Annotated in this window: 28 protein-coding genes; 1 reads left to right on the top strand and 27 read right to left on the bottom strand. The window is 48.2% G+C overall.

Annotation, left to right across the window (positions count from 1 at the left end; genetic code table 11):
- Nucleotides 1–13: 13 nt before the first annotated feature.
- From ACTOY7_RS02465 to ACTOY7_RS02340, 26 genes are all read right to left on the bottom strand, one after another.
- Nucleotides 14–778, bottom strand: a complete 765-nt coding sequence (locus tag ACTOY7_RS02465) for a ParA family protein (protein ID WP_004069527.1) — start codon at nt 776–778, stop codon at nt 14–16.
- Between the two features lie 93 nt (nt 779–871).
- Nucleotides 872–1,297, bottom strand: coding sequence for a hypothetical protein (locus tag ACTOY7_RS02460; RefSeq protein WP_004069529.1), 426 nt, complete (start codon nt 1,295–1,297; stop codon nt 872–874).
- 105 nt (nt 1,298–1,402) lie between these two features.
- A complete protein-coding gene (locus tag ACTOY7_RS02455; protein ID WP_004069531.1) occupies nt 1,403–1,609 on the bottom strand; it encodes a hypothetical protein in 207 nt (68 codons plus the stop codon).
- Nucleotides 1,610–1,745: 136 nt separating this feature from the next.
- Nucleotides 1,746–1,985: a hypothetical protein gene (locus ACTOY7_RS02450; protein ID WP_004069533.1), complete on the bottom strand. Its 240-nt coding sequence runs from the start codon at nt 1,983–1,985 to the stop codon at nt 1,746–1,748.
- Entirely contained in the window at nt 1,966–2,145 is a 180-nt protein-coding gene (locus ACTOY7_RS02445) for a hypothetical protein (RefSeq protein WP_004069536.1), read from the bottom strand. The genes ACTOY7_RS02450 and ACTOY7_RS02445 overlap by 20 nt, the downstream gene beginning before the upstream one ends.
- On the bottom strand, nt 2,132–2,341 hold the full coding sequence (locus tag ACTOY7_RS02440; protein WP_482672644.1) for a hypothetical protein: 210 nt from the start codon (nt 2,339–2,341) through the stop codon (nt 2,132–2,134). Before ACTOY7_RS02440 ends, ACTOY7_RS02445 begins: the two co-directional genes overlap by 14 nt.
- 13 nt (nt 2,342–2,354) lie before the next feature.
- The gene (locus ACTOY7_RS02435) at nt 2,355–2,888 is read right to left on the bottom strand and encodes a hypothetical protein (RefSeq protein ID WP_004069540.1); all 534 of its coding nucleotides are present in this window, start codon (nt 2,886–2,888) and stop codon (nt 2,355–2,357) included.
- On the bottom strand, nt 2,885–3,109 hold the full coding sequence (locus ACTOY7_RS02430; RefSeq protein ID WP_004069542.1) for a hypothetical protein: 225 nt from the start codon (nt 3,107–3,109) through the stop codon (nt 2,885–2,887). Before ACTOY7_RS02430 ends, ACTOY7_RS02435 begins: the two co-directional genes overlap by 4 nt.
- A gap of 14 nt (nt 3,110–3,123) precedes the next feature.
- Nucleotides 3,124–3,459, bottom strand: coding sequence for a hypothetical protein (locus ACTOY7_RS02425; RefSeq protein WP_004069544.1), 336 nt, complete (start codon nt 3,457–3,459; stop codon nt 3,124–3,126).
- A 13-nt stretch (nt 3,460–3,472) separates the two neighbouring features.
- A complete protein-coding gene (locus tag ACTOY7_RS02420; RefSeq protein WP_004069545.1) occupies nt 3,473–3,697 on the bottom strand; it encodes a hypothetical protein in 225 nt (74 codons plus the stop codon).
- 3 nt (nt 3,698–3,700) lie between these two features.
- Nucleotides 3,701–4,129, bottom strand: a complete 429-nt coding sequence (locus tag ACTOY7_RS02415) for a VRR-NUC domain-containing protein (protein WP_004069546.1) — start codon at nt 4,127–4,129, stop codon at nt 3,701–3,703.
- A gap of 217 nt (nt 4,130–4,346) precedes the next feature.
- Entirely contained in the window at nt 4,347–4,919 is a 573-nt protein-coding gene (locus tag ACTOY7_RS02410) for an HD domain-containing protein (protein ID WP_004069548.1), read from the bottom strand.
- 176 nt (nt 4,920–5,095) lie between these two features.
- Entirely contained in the window at nt 5,096–5,464 is a 369-nt protein-coding gene (locus tag ACTOY7_RS02405; RefSeq protein ID WP_004069550.1) for a hypothetical protein, read from the bottom strand.
- A complete protein-coding gene (locus ACTOY7_RS02400; RefSeq protein ID WP_004069553.1) occupies nt 5,461–5,811 on the bottom strand; it encodes a DUF7768 domain-containing protein in 351 nt (116 codons plus the stop codon). Before ACTOY7_RS02400 ends, ACTOY7_RS02405 begins: the two co-directional genes overlap by 4 nt.
- 15 nt (nt 5,812–5,826) lie before the next feature.
- The gene (locus ACTOY7_RS02395) at nt 5,827–6,489 is read right to left on the bottom strand and encodes a DNA methyltransferase (protein WP_004069555.1); all 663 of its coding nucleotides are present in this window, start codon (nt 6,487–6,489) and stop codon (nt 5,827–5,829) included.
- Nucleotides 6,490–6,495: 6 nt separating this feature from the next.
- Complete coding sequence (locus ACTOY7_RS02390; RefSeq protein WP_004069557.1) at nt 6,496–6,963, bottom strand: hypothetical protein; 468 nt, start codon at nt 6,961–6,963, stop codon at nt 6,496–6,498.
- Nucleotides 6,956–8,179, bottom strand: coding sequence for a DNA cytosine methyltransferase (locus ACTOY7_RS02385; protein ID WP_482672643.1), 1,224 nt, complete (start codon nt 8,177–8,179; stop codon nt 6,956–6,958). Before ACTOY7_RS02385 ends, ACTOY7_RS02390 begins: the two co-directional genes overlap by 8 nt.
- Nucleotides 8,180–8,197: 18 nt before the next feature.
- Nucleotides 8,198–8,413, bottom strand: a complete 216-nt coding sequence (locus tag ACTOY7_RS02380; protein ID WP_004069561.1) for a defense against restriction DarA-related protein — start codon at nt 8,411–8,413, stop codon at nt 8,198–8,200.
- A gap of 30 nt (nt 8,414–8,443) precedes the next feature.
- The gene (locus ACTOY7_RS02375) at nt 8,444–8,647 is read right to left on the bottom strand and encodes a hypothetical protein (protein WP_004069563.1); all 204 of its coding nucleotides are present in this window, start codon (nt 8,645–8,647) and stop codon (nt 8,444–8,446) included.
- Between the two features lie 3 nt (nt 8,648–8,650).
- On the bottom strand, nt 8,651–8,947 hold the full coding sequence (locus ACTOY7_RS02370; RefSeq protein ID WP_482672642.1) for a hypothetical protein: 297 nt from the start codon (nt 8,945–8,947) through the stop codon (nt 8,651–8,653).
- Nucleotides 8,944–9,960, bottom strand: coding sequence for a rolling circle replication-associated protein (locus ACTOY7_RS02365; protein ID WP_300781826.1), 1,017 nt, complete (start codon nt 9,958–9,960; stop codon nt 8,944–8,946). The genes ACTOY7_RS02370 and ACTOY7_RS02365 overlap by 4 nt, the downstream gene beginning before the upstream one ends.
- Nucleotides 9,961–10,216: 256 nt before the next feature.
- Nucleotides 10,217–10,663 carry a hypothetical protein gene (locus tag ACTOY7_RS02360; protein WP_004069569.1) on the bottom strand — a complete coding sequence of 149 codons (447 nt, stop codon included), beginning with the start codon at nt 10,661–10,663 and terminating at the stop codon, nt 10,217–10,219.
- A 27-nt stretch (nt 10,664–10,690) separates the two neighbouring features.
- Nucleotides 10,691–11,728: a hypothetical protein gene (locus ACTOY7_RS02355; RefSeq protein WP_482672641.1), complete on the bottom strand. Its 1,038-nt coding sequence runs from the start codon at nt 11,726–11,728 to the stop codon at nt 10,691–10,693.
- Nucleotides 11,729–11,789: 61 nt separating this feature from the next.
- Nucleotides 11,790–12,683: a phosphoadenosine phosphosulfate reductase domain-containing protein gene (locus ACTOY7_RS02350; protein WP_482672640.1), complete on the bottom strand. Its 894-nt coding sequence runs from the start codon at nt 12,681–12,683 to the stop codon at nt 11,790–11,792.
- A 20-nt stretch (nt 12,684–12,703) separates the two neighbouring features.
- Nucleotides 12,704–12,865 (bottom strand): hypothetical protein, encoded by a 162-nt coding sequence (locus tag ACTOY7_RS02345; protein ID WP_482672639.1) that lies wholly within the window; start codon nt 12,863–12,865, stop codon nt 12,704–12,706.
- Nucleotides 12,866–12,913: 48 nt separating this feature from the next.
- Nucleotides 12,914–13,090, bottom strand: coding sequence for a hypothetical protein (locus ACTOY7_RS02340; RefSeq protein ID WP_482672638.1), 177 nt, complete (start codon nt 13,088–13,090; stop codon nt 12,914–12,916).
- Nucleotides 13,091–13,180: 90 nt separating this feature from the next.
- Between ACTOY7_RS02340 and ACTOY7_RS02335 the strand changes: the two genes are divergently transcribed.
- The gene (locus ACTOY7_RS02335) at nt 13,181–13,345 is read left to right on the top strand and encodes a hypothetical protein (RefSeq protein ID WP_004069577.1); all 165 of its coding nucleotides are present in this window, start codon (nt 13,181–13,183) and stop codon (nt 13,343–13,345) included.
- 19 nt (nt 13,346–13,364) lie between these two features.
- Here ACTOY7_RS02335 and ACTOY7_RS02330 read toward each other — a convergent pair whose 3' ends face one another.
- On the bottom strand, nt 13,365–13,577 hold the full coding sequence (locus ACTOY7_RS02330; RefSeq protein WP_004069578.1) for a hypothetical protein: 213 nt from the start codon (nt 13,575–13,577) through the stop codon (nt 13,365–13,367).
- Nucleotides 13,578–13,636: the final 59 nt, after the last annotated feature.

The following is a 13,636-nucleotide window of genomic DNA, read 5'->3' as shown; positions in this document are numbered from 1 at the left end:
GTGTCCGATTCGGTCACATTTTCAGATATTCTTCAACCAGCTTTTTATAGTCCTGCGCCGCCCCGCAGCGGCTGGAATAAATCAAAATCGGCTTCCGCTCAAATGTACTGGGTTTCATTTTTGCCGTGCGTCTGATATGCGTATCAAAAAGCGGGTATTTATTGCATACTTGCAGATATTGTTCCCCCTGCTGGTCTGCTTCGTTCAGTCTGTCATACTGTGTAATGAAGCACCCCCGGAAGCACAATGCCGGGTTCAGCTCTTCCCGTGCGTTTTCAATCTGTTCTGTCAGCTCTTCCAGTCCATCAAGTGAAAAGTCGTCAATCGTAATCGGCACTATCACATCATCAGAAGCAACTAGCGCATTTATCGTGCTTATGTTAATATCCGGGGCATTGTCTATAATGCAGAAGTCGTATTGCCCCGCTACCTGCTGCAACGCTCTCTTGAACCGTGTCTGCTGCGGGCGGCTCTGGTCAAGCATTACTGACAGATTCGCCGTTGATAGGTTCATATTTGCCGTTATAATGTCTAACCCCTCATAGTCCGTATGCTGAATGACTGCTTCCATGTCAATTTTCCTGTCCGTCATTACCTCTGCAACGCCCGCTTTGTCATAGCTGTGGCGGTTAAAGAACTTTGAAGCGTTCCCCTGCTTGTCGTTATCGACCAGCAGAACCTTCTTTTTGTGTACGGCGTTCAGGATATGCGCCATATTGACGCTTGAAGTTGTCTTTGCAACCCCGCCTTTCAAGTTGATAACAGAAATTGTCTTCATGTGTCCTTCCTCCTTGTATCTGGTATGATATTTTTATTTTCCCAGTAGTGCGCCGGGCGGGAATCGGACCCGCCCCGCAGGTCTTCACACCTGCTACCCCTCTGCAGCTCCCGGCTCTTCTCCGAACAAAAACCCTTTGTCTACAAGAAATTTTATCCAGTCGCAGCCTGTCACGTCTTCTTCTTTGATGAATTGATAGAACGCTTCTTTTGTTTCAACTCCGTCTGCTTTCATGAAGCGTTCGGCGTTTTTTACTGCGTTTGTCTGAAAAACGTGTTCTGCAAAGAATATCTTTTCACATTCCCCGTAATCATTTACCCCGTATTCTCCCCGCTTCCCCGGCGTTCTCATTAGAACCTTTACAACGGGCTTTTTGCTCTTGTTTCCTGTTCCCTTGCTGATAACAACTGCTTCACTGAATAACCAGCCATTCCAGCCCCTTCTTTGCTGTGAAAACTGTGTTCTAGGAACCTCTACTAAATCCCCCGGCTTCAACTTGCTGTATTCTGCTTTTTTCATGCGCCCTTCCTCCTTGCGTCTGTTATTTCATTCAATGCGCCGGGCGGGAATCGGACCCGCCCCGCAGGTCTTCACCTGCTGCCCCTCTGCGGCTCCCGGCTCTCTTTATGCTTCTACCGTTTCACTTCCTGCAAAAAATACTTCCCTGCCGTCCCAGTTTTGTATTTTCACTTTCTTTTCTTCTCTCCTGCTTTCATTGTATCTTCCTGAATGGTGGATTGCCGCATATGTGATTGTTTTCGCCGTTCTCTTTACAATTTCAAATACAACTGCGTGTTCCCCGTATCTTTTGCCGACTTCAAATGTCCTCATTCTTTTTTCCTCCGTTTGCCTGATTGATTATGTATTTATTATATACTTGCGCAAGTATATTTTCAATAGGCAAACCGCACAATCTTACGCAAGTATATTTGTTTATTTTTTATACTTGCGTAAGATATACGGGTTTTCAGACGGTCAGCCCGGCTTCCTTTGCCGTTATCAACGGTATGTATTCCCCGGACCCGTCAAGCTCATATGTAAAAAGAACTCTGTTTTCCCTCTGGAAATGTGTGCAGGCAATGTCTGTTATCTTCGCATATGTCGTCATATACAACGCCCCTTCCTGATTCTTTCCCGCTGGTGTAATAACCTGAATTTTGTCCCCGATTTCATACGGGCTTCTTGCGCTAAATGCCGCCACCTGCATTGTCCTTTTCCTCCATCTTCTTTTCATTCTGTTTTCTGACATACCACGCAACTTCCCGCAGTATGATAAACACAAGCCCCGCTGCCGCTGTCAGCAAAATAACTGCTATCCCTTTCAGGAAGAATCCTATTGCTTCCGCTGCCGCTTCAATCAATATCACTTTTGCTTTCCCTCCTGTTCTTCTCCCTCATTTGCGCCCTTGCCCGTTCAACGGAAGGTCTTATTCTGTTTACCGTCTGCAACTGTCTTTTTAAAAGCGGCTTGCGCTTCTCCGGCTGTTCTGCCGCTTTCTGCTGCCGTACTCTCTGCAATACCTCCTGTTTGCTCTGGCAATGCCTGTTCTTTCTCTTCCTCACTTCCTTCGCCCTCCTATCTTCTTTTCTTTTTCCCGTATTTCCTTTTCTTCTTTGTCGCCCGGCATTTCAAGAAAACGTCTTCTTTCGCCTTTGCAACTTCTTTCTGTACCCGTTCATGATTTCTGTTGTCCTCTTCCTCCTGCACAACCTCCAGAACCTCTACCGCAGAAAGCGGGAATGTGTAAGTACAGCCAGGGTCATAGGTTCCCGCTTCCCAGTCAGCCTTGAAGCCCTCAAAATCATCTTCATAAGCGCAAAACGGGTTATATTGTTCCGCTTCATACATTGCAAGCATTACCCGGTTATCGTCTTCCTTCTTCCAGTTCCATAAGTGCCAGCTTTCGTGATTGTCATAGTCCCACATGCTTACCCATAGTTCTAATCCGTCCCACAATTCATCAGCTTTCTTCATGTGCTTGAACTGATTGGAAGTAAAGCCCTGCCCCTTGAACTCTTCCCGATAGTCCTTTACTTCCCTTCCTGCCGTATGAAGCCGCACAAATGCAACTTTCGGAAGATACGGCGGCTTTTCCCTGTCAACTTTCACTTTTCCTTCCTCCTGTCTATCCTGTAGGCAATACGCATGATTGCTTCCATTGATTTTTTTATGTTTGCGTCCGTGTCTGCCGTAATACTTAACACGCCCGCTATATCCCGCAATTCCTCTGCGGTTTCTTCGTCTGACTTTTCAGCCAGACAGTCAGCGCATATTCCCTGCCCGTCCTCCGGCAGCGTCTTTCCGCAGATAATACATTTTTCACGGTCCATGCCCGCACCTTCTTTCACCAGTCCTGCATTTTCTTCACCTTTTCTGTCAATGCCTTTTCCCTCTCTATCAACGCCCGGACTTCATACGGGGAAAGCCCTGTTTCCTCATACTCGAATAGCTTCTTTGCAGCCCGTACAACGCCCACATTCTGCTTTAGAACGGGTTTTCCGCTGCCTGTGCTTATCTCTGTAAGCCTTTCCCGTTTCCTGCCCTTCTTGCCCCTCTGTGGCTTCTCCTGCGCCTGCTGCCGGGCGGCAATCTTCGCCCCCTGTGAAACTATGGCATTATGCGGGATATAGCCCCGCATGGCGTTATTAGAAGCCCTGACCGCTGCTTTTTGTATGTTCACGTCTGCCCCTCCTTTAATTTGTGATTCTTAAAAACTGAAACATACAGGCTTCATCATGCAGAAGAATCACTTCCCCGTCTTCGTTCAGAGTAACAACCGTTAAAAATTTCGGCTTTGCAATCCCCTTTTCCTCTGCTTCAATCTCTGGTGGCGTGTCATTATACCTCCAGCACATATTCAGCGCATTATATACACGCTCTTTATAAACAACCTTAAAGCCCCGCATATCTATTCCCATGTTTTAGCCCTCCTTCTGTGTTTTCCGGCTCTCTATTGCAGGATAGCCCGGAAACTGCAAATACCCTGCAATTATCCTTTCCGCTTCCTCTGCCCCGTAACAAACCGCCGTGAAATATCCCTGTTCTTTCAGTGCTTCCAGCCATTCGTCCTGGCTGTCCGTCGTTTTGTTCCTGCCGTACTTCATTTCGATATACAGCCCGTGGAATCCGTTTCTTGCTACAGGCAAACATAAATCAGGAACGCCCGCTTTTACCCCCTGCCGCTTTAGGTTCGCCGCTTCCAGCGTGTTCCTGCTGCCGCCGTTCGGGATATGATAAATCAATTTCAGTTCCGGGTGGCTTGCCTGCTGCCATCCGCACCACTGTATCACTGTTTCCTGCTCTGTCGCTTCGCTTCTCCTGCGGTTCTGCTGCCTTGCGTAATAGTTCATTTTCTCTATCTCCCTTCTGTCAGCTTCTTAACGTGTGAACTCTTAAACAGGCATGACTGGGGATTGATTAAGAAATAGCATTTCTGCGGTATGTACAAATTCGGGTCATTTCTGAATTGTTCTTCCCCTGTTTTATGCAGTTCCCCCTTGATAACGTCGTTGTCAAATAGCTTTATTGTGACGACTTTTCCCAGATACTTTTCTAACTCACTTCTTTTCACTCTTTCTTTTCCTCCCGTTCGTCAAAATGCGTCGCCATCATGTCTGCAAGATGAAGCATAACTGCCAGCTTGCTTTGCCGGAAAGCGTTGTCTAAATCATACCCGCCGCCCCTTGCGTAAAAGTCGTACTGCCCCATGTGCCACCTGATTGCCAGAATCTCTTCTTGTGTCAAGTGCATAAATTGTAAAATCAGGATAACGGACTTTTCCCCGTGTCCGGCAGGGAAATTCTTTGTCAACTGATATTCGTTTATGCCCTCAAACCCAACTTTTCTATATGCGTCTATCTTGCATAAATCATGAAGAAGCCCGCAGATTGCCAGCGTTTCTAAATCATAATTCAAAGACTGCTGCCGCCGTTCTTCCTCTGCGTTCATCTGTATAAGCCGCCGACACACATTTATTGAATGTTGCGCAAGCCCTCCGGGTTCCGCTCCGTGGTGTCGCTTGCTTGCCGGGGCTTCAAAGAAGCCGTTTGCGTCCATCCATTGCAGAAGGTCAGCCGCCCCCGGTCTTTTTATGTAGTTGAAATAGTTCTTGAATACCTGTATTGTTTCTTCCTGCTTCATTCCTCTTCTTCCTCCGCTTTTAATGCTTCTTTCTACATTCAGGGCATAAGACTTTCTTTCCCACGCTCCACCCGTTCTGCCTTGCGTATTCAACAAGATATATTTTTGACGGGAGCCATTCTTTCGGTTCTCTCCTGTATTCAATGGCTTTCCCACACTTGTCGCATGAATAGCCGCTATAAAACATTCTTTCCCCCTTTCCTCTTCCTTGACAGCCTTTCAAGCCGTCTGGAAAGCCTTTGTATGTTTCCGTATGTCCCGCACTCTTTACACTCTGCCTGCCCGTAATGACCGGGGCAAGCGTCGCACTCTTCCTGCTCTGCTTTCAGCATTGTTGCCGTGGTCGCTGCCTGAAAGAGTGTGTCCCCGTCAAATTGCTTTTCCTGCTGGTCCTGCTGCGGTTCTTTTAATTCCTCTTCGCTTATCCCGTATTTGCTTTTTATCTTTTCATACAGCCGCCGTGCGTCCTGTCTTTCGCCGCCCACGCCCTTCTCTGCAAGGGCTTTCAGCTTTTTCAGTTTGTCCGCTGCCTGTTCTCTTGTCATGCCTGCTGCCCTCCGTATACTTCCACAAGCCCGCCTTTCTCCTGTGCAAGCTCCGTTATGCCCTCTTCAAGTGCAATCTGTATTTCCGCAAGCATACCTTCTGAAAGCCCGTACCTGCTTCCGATAAAGATATATCTGCAATTCCTTAAAAGCTCCGTGCCTGCCGCCATCCCCTTTTCCCTTTGTTCCTGGTCCTCTTCGTTTAGTACCTGCGTCAAGTACAAGTGCGGCGTTATCGGCGTATATCCGCAGTCTAACGCAATCCGGGTCAACTCCCTTGCATACTCCGTGTTTCTCTCAATATCGCCCCTGTACGGGCTGCATATATAGCATAATTTACTTTGCATTTCCCTTCCCTCCTGTCAGATTAAGTCAAACAATGAAAGCTGCGCTTTCTCTGCCTGTATGCGCCTGTCTGCGTCCGTGTAATACCCTTCGTCAATCTCTATCGCATACCATTCAAACCGCAGGCGTTGACACGCAACCGGGCAAGAACCGCTTCCGGCGTGTGTGTCAAGTATTCTGTCGCCCCGCTTTGCATAGCCGTTTGTCAATATCCATTCATACAGCTTCGCTGGCTTCTGTGTCGGGTGAATCGTCCCTTCTTTCAGAAGTTCCACCCGGTTAAATGTGACAATCCTTGTCGGGCAGTCAAACGACGTGTAGGCAATTTCACAATCTGACATTGACAAGCCCCGCTGCCCTTTGTCCCAGATTATCCAGCCTTTATGCCCTGCTTTTAAGTGCTTCACAAAATAATTGCCGCCCCAGATAATCTGGTTTTCAGATACCCTTTCAAGCTCCCGGAAGTATTCTGCGCCCGGTATGCCTTTACTGTCCCAGTCCTTCTTTTCGTGTTCCTTCCTGCTTTGCTTTGGATTGCTGCACACTTTCTTTTTCTGTCCGTCATTGCCTATCCCATAGGGCGGGTCAACTATCGCAAGTTGAAAGAACTTATCCGGCATTTCCCGCATGACGGGCAGGCAGTCCGCATTTAAAAGCGTGTTCGGTTCATACCTCCACAATCTTTTTCACCTTCTTTCTGTCTTACATTTAATGTCCGGCACGTCTTCCCCTCTGTAATACTGCCAGGACTGCGGCGGTCTTTTCAGCCCGTACAGGCTTAATTTGTGCGGCGTGTCGTATTCCTTCGCCTGTGACACTGACCAGCCCCACAAGGGCTTCCCGCTTTCTCCTGCGTACTCTTTCAACTGCTGCCCGGTCAGGCAGCTTGCCCCCGGAACATCTACTTCCAGCAATCCCGCCCGGCTCTTTACTTCCGGGATAGTCCGTATTTTGAAAAAGCTATTGCAGATAAATTCCCCTTTTATTTCCCCTGTCCCTGTCACATACACAAGAACCCTGAACGGACCCTTCCCGGCAGGACGTGTCTTCCTGATTTCAAGCTGCTTTTCTCCTGCCAGAATCTTCTTCCACCAGCGGTCATGCAAAGACAATATGATTGTGTCCGATTCGGACAACCTCTGCTTTTCAGCCATCTTTCCTTTCCTCCTGTTCTGCGGCAATTATTCCCCGGAAGACACGTTCTGCACACGGTACAGCAATACTGTTTCCCAGTGCTTTTATCCGTGCATTGCTTGACATTTCCTTTCCGCTTGCCCCGTACTGCGTCCAGTTATCCGGGAATCCGTCAAGCCGTTCACATTCTAACGGGGTCAGGGAACGGACCCTGTATTTCTGCCGCCAGCTCTCTTCCGGGGCTGCCACGGCGTGTCTGTCGCTCTCTGTCAGCGTCGGGGAAATATCCTGCCCCACTCCCGTCTGATTGCCGCCGCTCCCCGCTTTCCTTCCCAGTACATTCCCGATAATCGTATATACGGGAAGAAGATAGTACCCCGTCTTTGCCGCCCCGCCGCCTGCCCGCCCCATCAGCGTCACGCTTTGTTTTGCGTCAATATATATCCTGTCGCCGGTCCGTCCAAAATCTAACTTTGTATGCTTCTTTTCTTCTCCCTCTTCAAAGTTCAGCTTCAACTGTCCGTCTGCGCCTTGTGCCAGTCCTCCGCTATTACCTCCAGAAGCGCAATCCGCAGTTTGTCCGGCATATCCCGTTTCATATCCTCTGCCCTCTGCAACATAGCCCAACACACTTTCGCACTCAAAAAGTATTTGTCCGGCACGGTCTGTTCTAAAATCTCTGACAAGATAGATTCGTTTTCGACGCTGGGGAACGCCCCAGTATTGAGCGTCCAACATTCTCCAAGCTGTACTTCCCCCCCTGCTTCTAACCATTCCGGCATTTGCCCATCTTCCGCTTGCAGGCATTGGAATTGCGGTCTTTGTGATTTCTTCAAGCACCTTTTGAAAGTCCCTGCCTTTATTGCTTGAAAAAGCCCCTGCCACGTTCTCCCAGACTGCGTATTTTGGGTACTTTCCATTTGTCGCACACCTCATTTCATCAATAATTCTGACCGCTTCAAAAAACAGTCTTGATTCTGACCCGGCAAGCCCTTTCCCGTTCCCTGCTACACTCAAATTCTGACAGGGGGAACCAAGAGAAATAATGTCAACGGGTGGTATCTCTGCGCCGTTTATTTCCATGATGTTCCCTAACTGCTGCATATCCGGGAAATGTTTTGCGCTTATGTCTATGCAGTCCGCTTCAATTTCGCTTCCCCATACAGGCGTTATGCCCTGCCGCTTCGCCGCAAGCGGAAAGCCTGCTATCCCGTCAAATAAGCTCCCTAACGTCATTTTCCCCGCCCTCCCCTGCTATGAAAAGAAAGCTGCTGGCATAAGCTCATACCCGTCAATATCTTTGTTTTCAAGCGGCTTGTCATATTCGATATATCCCCACGCCATTCTTCCGATTTCCGGCACATATTCCCGGCTATTGAAATTGTGAATCAGCATTGCCGGATTGTCTTTCGGTTTCGGATATGTCCCCGGCATTACCGGGCGTTCTAAACTGTAATACTTGTATTTCATTCTTTTTAGCTCCTTCCTTCAATCTCTGTCTTAAAATCCTGCTTTTCCCAGAATCAACTCCCGCTTTATCTGTTCTTCCGCTTTCTCTTTGTCGAACCCATTCGCCACAATTACCTTTGCAACGTGTTCTGTGCAATACGGGTATTTTGCAGCTATTTCAGAAGCCGCCTTTTTCATTTCCGGGTCAAGCCTGTTGTATGTCGGATATGCCCTCTTTAACTCTCCGTACAGCATTTTCTATCCCTCCAGCACAACCCTTGTATAAATCATCATTTCAAGGTCTGAAAACGCAAATTCACTGATACTTTCAACGGGTACTTTCTCCCCCGGCGTTTTGTACATTGCCGCCCCTGCCCTTTTCTGCTCTTTCCTGTGTATGTCTGTTGACAGTCCGTGCCGCTTTACTTCCCGGTTCCTGTCAATCCCTGTATAGCCCAGGCAGGCAACAAACCCCCTGTAAAGCTCTCCTGTGCTGTCCTCAATAATCAGCCTGTCACTGGGGACAGCTCCCCGCATGAACTCTTCCAGAATCACTTCTTTTTCCCTCCTGATTTCCTGTTTTTCTTCTTCTGCTTCTTGTCCGGCTTCTTCCACATCTTCAAGTAAATGTGCCAGCCCGTTTCTTCGTAGTAGGCAGGTTCAATGCTTACAATGTCATATCCGGGGAACTGCTTCTTGAAGAACTCTTTCCCGCAATCATCAGACTTCGCCAGCTTCTCTATCTGCTTTTTCGTGTATTTATAATCAGCGTTCGGAAGCTCTACCGGGCGCACAAGGTTTCTGCTGCTGCTCCACCGTTTCTTCCCCTGCGGGTCCTTTACTATGTACTTGCATAGGGCTTCAATGCCGTTTTCGTTCGTCTGTATGCGGTCAGCATTTACCCACCCCATCTGCTTTATCTCTGCCCTGTACTGCGGGTCCTGCGCTTTATTCCAGTTAATGCGGGCAGTCGTCCACATCAGTTCTACATCATCACGGGACAAACCGCCGTTCATGATAATGTGATGGTGTACCCGCTTTATCATCTGCCCTTCCTTGTCGAATTTATATTCTGTCACAAGGATATATTTCAGCGGGTCCAGCCCTAACTTCCCCCGCCTGTATGCTATCCGGCGCAAGTAGTTATTCACTATCTTTTCCGCTTCCTCTATGCTGTCCGGCAGGTGGTCTTTATCGTATGTACAGGAAACGTGTAAATCACCTATGCCAAAATTCCCATTCCCTAACTGAACCAGATACCTTTTGGCGTTCTTTTCGTTCAGGTCTTTTTGCTTTGGCTCCGTTACCTTCTTACGCTTCCCCCTCTTCCCCTTTGCCACCTTATCCGCTTTTTCCGTCCGGGGTATTATATCCGCTTCCCGGTACTTCCCGCAGTCCACCTTCTTCTCCCTCATGAACACTTTACCCAATGCAACCACACCTTCCTTTGCTGTCCTTATACCTGTGTGGCGTGGGTATGTTCCGGGCGGGGACTCCCCCTCCCTTCTTTCCCTCCTGCTTATTATCCATGTGTTACGCAAGTATATAATATATATTATCTTACGCAAGTATATATTCTATATCTATATTACGCAAGTATATATATACTATTCGTAGGAATGTTAATACCCCATACAAGCCCGTTTTCCGGGATAAAAACCCGGCATTTTCAACGGTTTCACCGCTGATTTTGCTTGCTTTTACACCGCCAACATGGTATAATAAACATGAACTGATTTATTAAAAAATGTTAGCGAAAAGCCTTTGTTGAATGTGTTTGCGGCACTTCTTCAAAGGCTTTTTGTTATGTCCTTTTCCTGCGGGTTACAACGGCTTGTATAGCTCTTTCCTGCTTTCCCCGCACCACAATTTCCTTCCGTCTTCCGTCCTGATTGTCACTATTCCGTCACAAAATCTGTACCCTGCTTCAATCGTCCCTTCGTGCCACTCTCCTTCATGGAAAATCGCTGCGGGCTGACCGACAATATACGGAAATTTCGGTTTTTCTAATACTTCCATTTTTTCAACATCAGACACGCCGTTTTCATCAATGCACGGGAATAAATCGTTTCCCTGCCAGCAGAAAACAACGCCTGTTATAGAAAGCTCTACTTCTTCCGGCTCAAACCCCGGAAGCGTCTTTAATCTTGTACGCTTCACTGTCTTAAATCGCACATCAAATTCCCGTACTTCTCCGTCAGGCAGCACAAGCCGGGTCCTGTCGCCTATTTCAATCGGCGTTCCGTTTTTGTCTTTCAATCCTGTATACATTGCTTTCCTTCCCTTCTGCGGTCGTTATCACGCCCGCCCCAGTAAATCAGTTACCAGTTTCCAGTCTTTCAGGTATAAAGCGGAACGGAAGGACACATTGTAGGCGACGAGAGAACGGGCGTAGTACAAGTTCAACGCCGCCACTCCACCGTAGGAAGTGCGGTGGAAGCACGAACCCCGGAAAGGCACGGCTTCTTCAAGTTCACTGTCAGCCCATATCCCCGCTTTCTCCTGCTGCCAGTTCTGCGGCAATATCCCCAGTCTATGTACAATGTCCGGGACTTCTTTCAGGCTCCCGGCAAGCTTCAAATCCCGCATATGGCAACCGTTCCAGCCCCCGGCAATCTGCCCATCTGTCAGCACGACTTTTCCGCACTGTGCGTCAAGATACAGCGGCTTTCCGAACGGAAGCCCTTCTTCCCCCGGTTCCTCTGTCCGTGCAACTACCCACGCCGGGTCCTGCGGCTTGAAGTCCTCTGCCGCTGCGTTATTGTTCGGGATATACTCAATTACGCCTTTATGCAGGCGCAAGCCCGCCACACGCTCCCAAAAGTTCCCGCAGAGTCCGAAAACCCCTTCCGGCGTTCCGTCGTGGCTCCATGCAAGCGGTTCTGTCCCAGTCAGAACCGTGTAACCGTCGTAACAATACCCCTTTTCCTCCGGGTCGTCAGCGTTCTTCCCGTAGTCCGTGTTACCGCTGATAATATGCCCTGCTGCCGCTGCGTCTTTCATCAGGTAAACCCATTCTGCATTTGTCATTAAGTGCCAGCCGGGTCCTTTTCTCCGGCAAGCTGCCGCCGATTCATCATGCCCCATACTTTCAACGGGCTTCTGATACGGCAGGGAAACGGGTATTCCGTTAATTACGGTATTCGTATACTGTGAAATGAGAATAGCCGCCATAATCTCCCCGTTTACCTTGAACACTTCCGGCACGTCCTCTTCCTTGTAGGTTCCCGGCTCCATGTAAAACATTGTCATGAAGTTAGGAAGCCCGGCTTCATCATTCACGACAACCGCCGCTTTAAAAATTCCCTTTTCCTGCGCTTCTGTCATTTTTGACATTCTTCTTTTCCTCCTTGTATCTGGTATGATTTTTATATAACAAGCCGTGTCCGGCGTGTTTTCAATAGTCAATCCCTGCTTCGTCCATGAAATCAAATAATGTTACCTGATTCGGGTCGTCACCTACCCACCAGCGCATGACGTGTTCCCCGTCGCTCCACGCCCCGTTATTTGTCAGCCCTGCTTCTTCTCTTGCTTTTACCATTCTGTCGAACGCTTTCACATATGCCGCCCTATATTTGGGGTATCTTTCAAAATCTTTTTTCATTCCCTTAAAATTTTGAAGCGGGCAACCTATGCAGCCAATTCTTTTATCGCCACACTGATAAAGCGGGTTCGACTGACAGCCGTAATAATGCAGGAACTCCCACACGTCTTCATCTGTCCAGTCAACTATCGGATTTACCATTGTTGAAGTAGTTCTGTAGCACATTTCTACAAAACGCCTTGTTTCTGAATTATCATCATTCATAACAAGCCCGCCTTGCTTTGTTTTTCTAAAATTGACTTCGTTTTCCTGCGCCATTTTCAGCATTGTTTTTTCTTTTCCAATTACCTTTATTACTCCTGCGCTTTCCTTCCTGTTTGCGCTTTCTGCCCATCTTACCCCGGTTATCTTTACTCTTCCTTTCCCTCCCCTTTCTTTCAATACTTCGCAGCAATACCGGGCAAGTCTTGTCGGCGGCATTTTCTTTTTAACTATCAACTGCCACATTGTCAATTCTGGGCGTTCAATGTTTTCTTTCCCTATCGTTTCCCGCACATAATACACTGTTTCCGGCGCGTCAACCGTTGTTAGATTGTGTTTGCACTCATGCTTCACGCCTGCCAGCTCTGCCAAAATCCGTATGCAATCGCTGTCCTTCCCGCCGCTGTAGCAAAGATAATACGGCTTTTTTTCCGGCTGGAAGGATTGCAGATACTTTATTGCCCTTTGCTCCTTTTCTTTGTTCATGCTTTCAGTTTCCCTTTCTTTTATCCTGCCGCCCTCTGCGGCTCTTCCTTCTCTTCATGCACTGTCACTGTGATTGACAGGTTTTCTTTCCGGGACAGAATCATTGCAAGCGTTTCAAAGAACCGTTTTGCATTGAAAGTCCCTTCTACCTGCACGCCTGCTGCCGCAATCCTTTCTTTCATGCGTGCCACCTCCGTTCTATTTGCACGCCCGCAGCCGGGGCGGGCGTGTTATGCTGTTCTGATTGCCCCGGCAGGCAGACTTTTCACGAACTTTGCGCCCTGAATAAAAGCAAGAAATTCCCGCTTTTCGTGATTATCCAGCATTTCCATGAAGCCCATAACCTCCGCAGCTTCCTTGCCGTCTTCCTGTGCAATCATGGTTTCTGTTCTCTTTTCCTCTGCCATCTTTCTTCCTCCTTCCCTTTTCCTCTGTCCCCTGATACAATGGAAGTGCCGCTTCCGGGCGGCAATTCCATTGAAAAGGGGGTGTATGTTATGCCGCTTCACAAAGACTTCATCAGAAAAGCCGTGAACGACGCTGTTAAAAAGCACGGGTCTTCCGTTCAGCCGGAAGAATTAGAAAAGATATTGACTGCTGCCATTTACGGCATTTTCAATTCCCGTGATTTTGAAAACTACATCAAAGAAATTGTGAAATGATTTCCTGCGCCAGCCTGTACTACACATACAGGCTGGTATCTTCAAGCAACATTCCTTCTACCTCTGCGGCAAACTTATTGAATAAGTCCCGCAGCTCTGCAACCCTGCTTTCCTGCAATCCCTCAAATTTCAGATTGACTTCTGCGTATGCGTCCGGGTCGTCTGATACTATTCTTTTTTGAAATGTCACGCCGCTGGTTATCCGCACTTCTCTTTCCACTTCTTTTTCCATTTCCGCACGTTCCTTTCCGCACCGCCGCTGCCGCTTTTCAACTTAAAAAGCCGCCTGCC

Source organism: Schaedlerella sp. (assembly GCF_056796775.1).
The sequence above is the reverse complement of the archived record's forward strand: the minus strand, read 5'-3'. Positions and strand labels throughout refer to the sequence as shown.

What these genes read in the sequence shown, in the direction of transcription:
- ACTOY7_RS02450 (WP_004069533.1), bottom strand. Translation starts at nt 1,985, where the DNA reads ATGCAGGTGGCGGCATTTAGCGCAAGAAGCCCGTATGAAATCGGGGAC.
- ACTOY7_RS02335 (WP_004069577.1), top strand. Translation starts at nt 13,181, where the DNA reads ATGCCGCTTCACAAAGACTTCATCAGAAAAGCCGTGAACGACGCTGTT.
- ACTOY7_RS02415 (WP_004069546.1), bottom strand. Translation starts at nt 4,129, where the DNA reads ATGAACTATTACGCAAGGCAGCAGAACCGCAGGAGAAGCGAAGCGACA.
- ACTOY7_RS02340 (WP_482672638.1), bottom strand. Translation starts at nt 13,090, where the DNA reads ATGGCAGAGGAAAAGAGAACAGAAACCATGATTGCACAGGAAGACGGC.
- ACTOY7_RS02345 (WP_482672639.1), bottom strand. Translation starts at nt 12,865, where the DNA reads ATGAAAGAAAGGATTGCGGCAGCAGGCGTGCAGGTAGAAGGGACTTTC.
- ACTOY7_RS02360 (WP_004069569.1), bottom strand. Translation starts at nt 10,663, where the DNA reads ATGTATACAGGATTGAAAGACAAAAACGGAACGCCGATTGAAATAGGC.
- ACTOY7_RS02355 (WP_482672641.1), bottom strand. Translation starts at nt 11,728, where the DNA reads ATGTCAAAAATGACAGAAGCGCAGGAAAAGGGAATTTTTAAAGCGGCG.
- ACTOY7_RS02400 (WP_004069553.1), bottom strand. Translation starts at nt 5,811, where the DNA reads ATGCAAAGTAAATTATGCTATATATGCAGCCCGTACAGGGGCGATATT.
- ACTOY7_RS02465 (WP_004069527.1), bottom strand. Translation starts at nt 778, where the DNA reads ATGAAGACAATTTCTGTTATCAACTTGAAAGGCGGGGTTGCAAAGACA.
- ACTOY7_RS02350 (WP_482672640.1), bottom strand. Translation starts at nt 12,683, where the DNA reads ATGAACAAAGAAAAGGAGCAAAGGGCAATAAAGTATCTGCAATCCTTC.
- ACTOY7_RS02455 (WP_004069531.1), bottom strand. Translation starts at nt 1,609, where the DNA reads ATGAGGACATTTGAAGTCGGCAAAAGATACGGGGAACACGCAGTTGTA.
- ACTOY7_RS02420 (WP_004069545.1), bottom strand. Translation starts at nt 3,697, where the DNA reads ATGGGAATAGATATGCGGGGCTTTAAGGTTGTTTATAAAGAGCGTGTA.
- ACTOY7_RS02460 (WP_004069529.1), bottom strand. Translation starts at nt 1,297, where the DNA reads ATGAAAAAAGCAGAATACAGCAAGTTGAAGCCGGGGGATTTAGTAGAG.
- ACTOY7_RS02410 (WP_004069548.1), bottom strand. Translation starts at nt 4,919, where the DNA reads ATGAAGCAGGAAGAAACAATACAGGTATTCAAGAACTATTTCAACTAC.
- ACTOY7_RS02385 (WP_482672643.1), bottom strand. Translation starts at nt 8,179, where the DNA reads ATGACGTTAGGGAGCTTATTTGACGGGATAGCAGGCTTTCCGCTTGCG.
- ACTOY7_RS02430 (WP_004069542.1), bottom strand. Translation starts at nt 3,109, where the DNA reads ATGGACCGTGAAAAATGTATTATCTGCGGAAAGACGCTGCCGGAGGAC.
- ACTOY7_RS02380 (WP_004069561.1), bottom strand. Translation starts at nt 8,413, where the DNA reads ATGAAATACAAGTATTACAGTTTAGAACGCCCGGTAATGCCGGGGACA.
- ACTOY7_RS02405 (WP_004069550.1), bottom strand. Translation starts at nt 5,464, where the DNA reads ATGACAAGAGAACAGGCAGCGGACAAACTGAAAAAGCTGAAAGCCCTT.
- ACTOY7_RS02390 (WP_004069557.1), bottom strand. Translation starts at nt 6,963, where the DNA reads ATGGCTGAAAAGCAGAGGTTGTCCGAATCGGACACAATCATATTGTCT.
- ACTOY7_RS02330 (WP_004069578.1), bottom strand. Translation starts at nt 13,577, where the DNA reads ATGGAAAAAGAAGTGGAAAGAGAAGTGCGGATAACCAGCGGCGTGACA.
- ACTOY7_RS02375 (WP_004069563.1), bottom strand. Translation starts at nt 8,647, where the DNA reads ATGCTGTACGGAGAGTTAAAGAGGGCATATCCGACATACAACAGGCTT.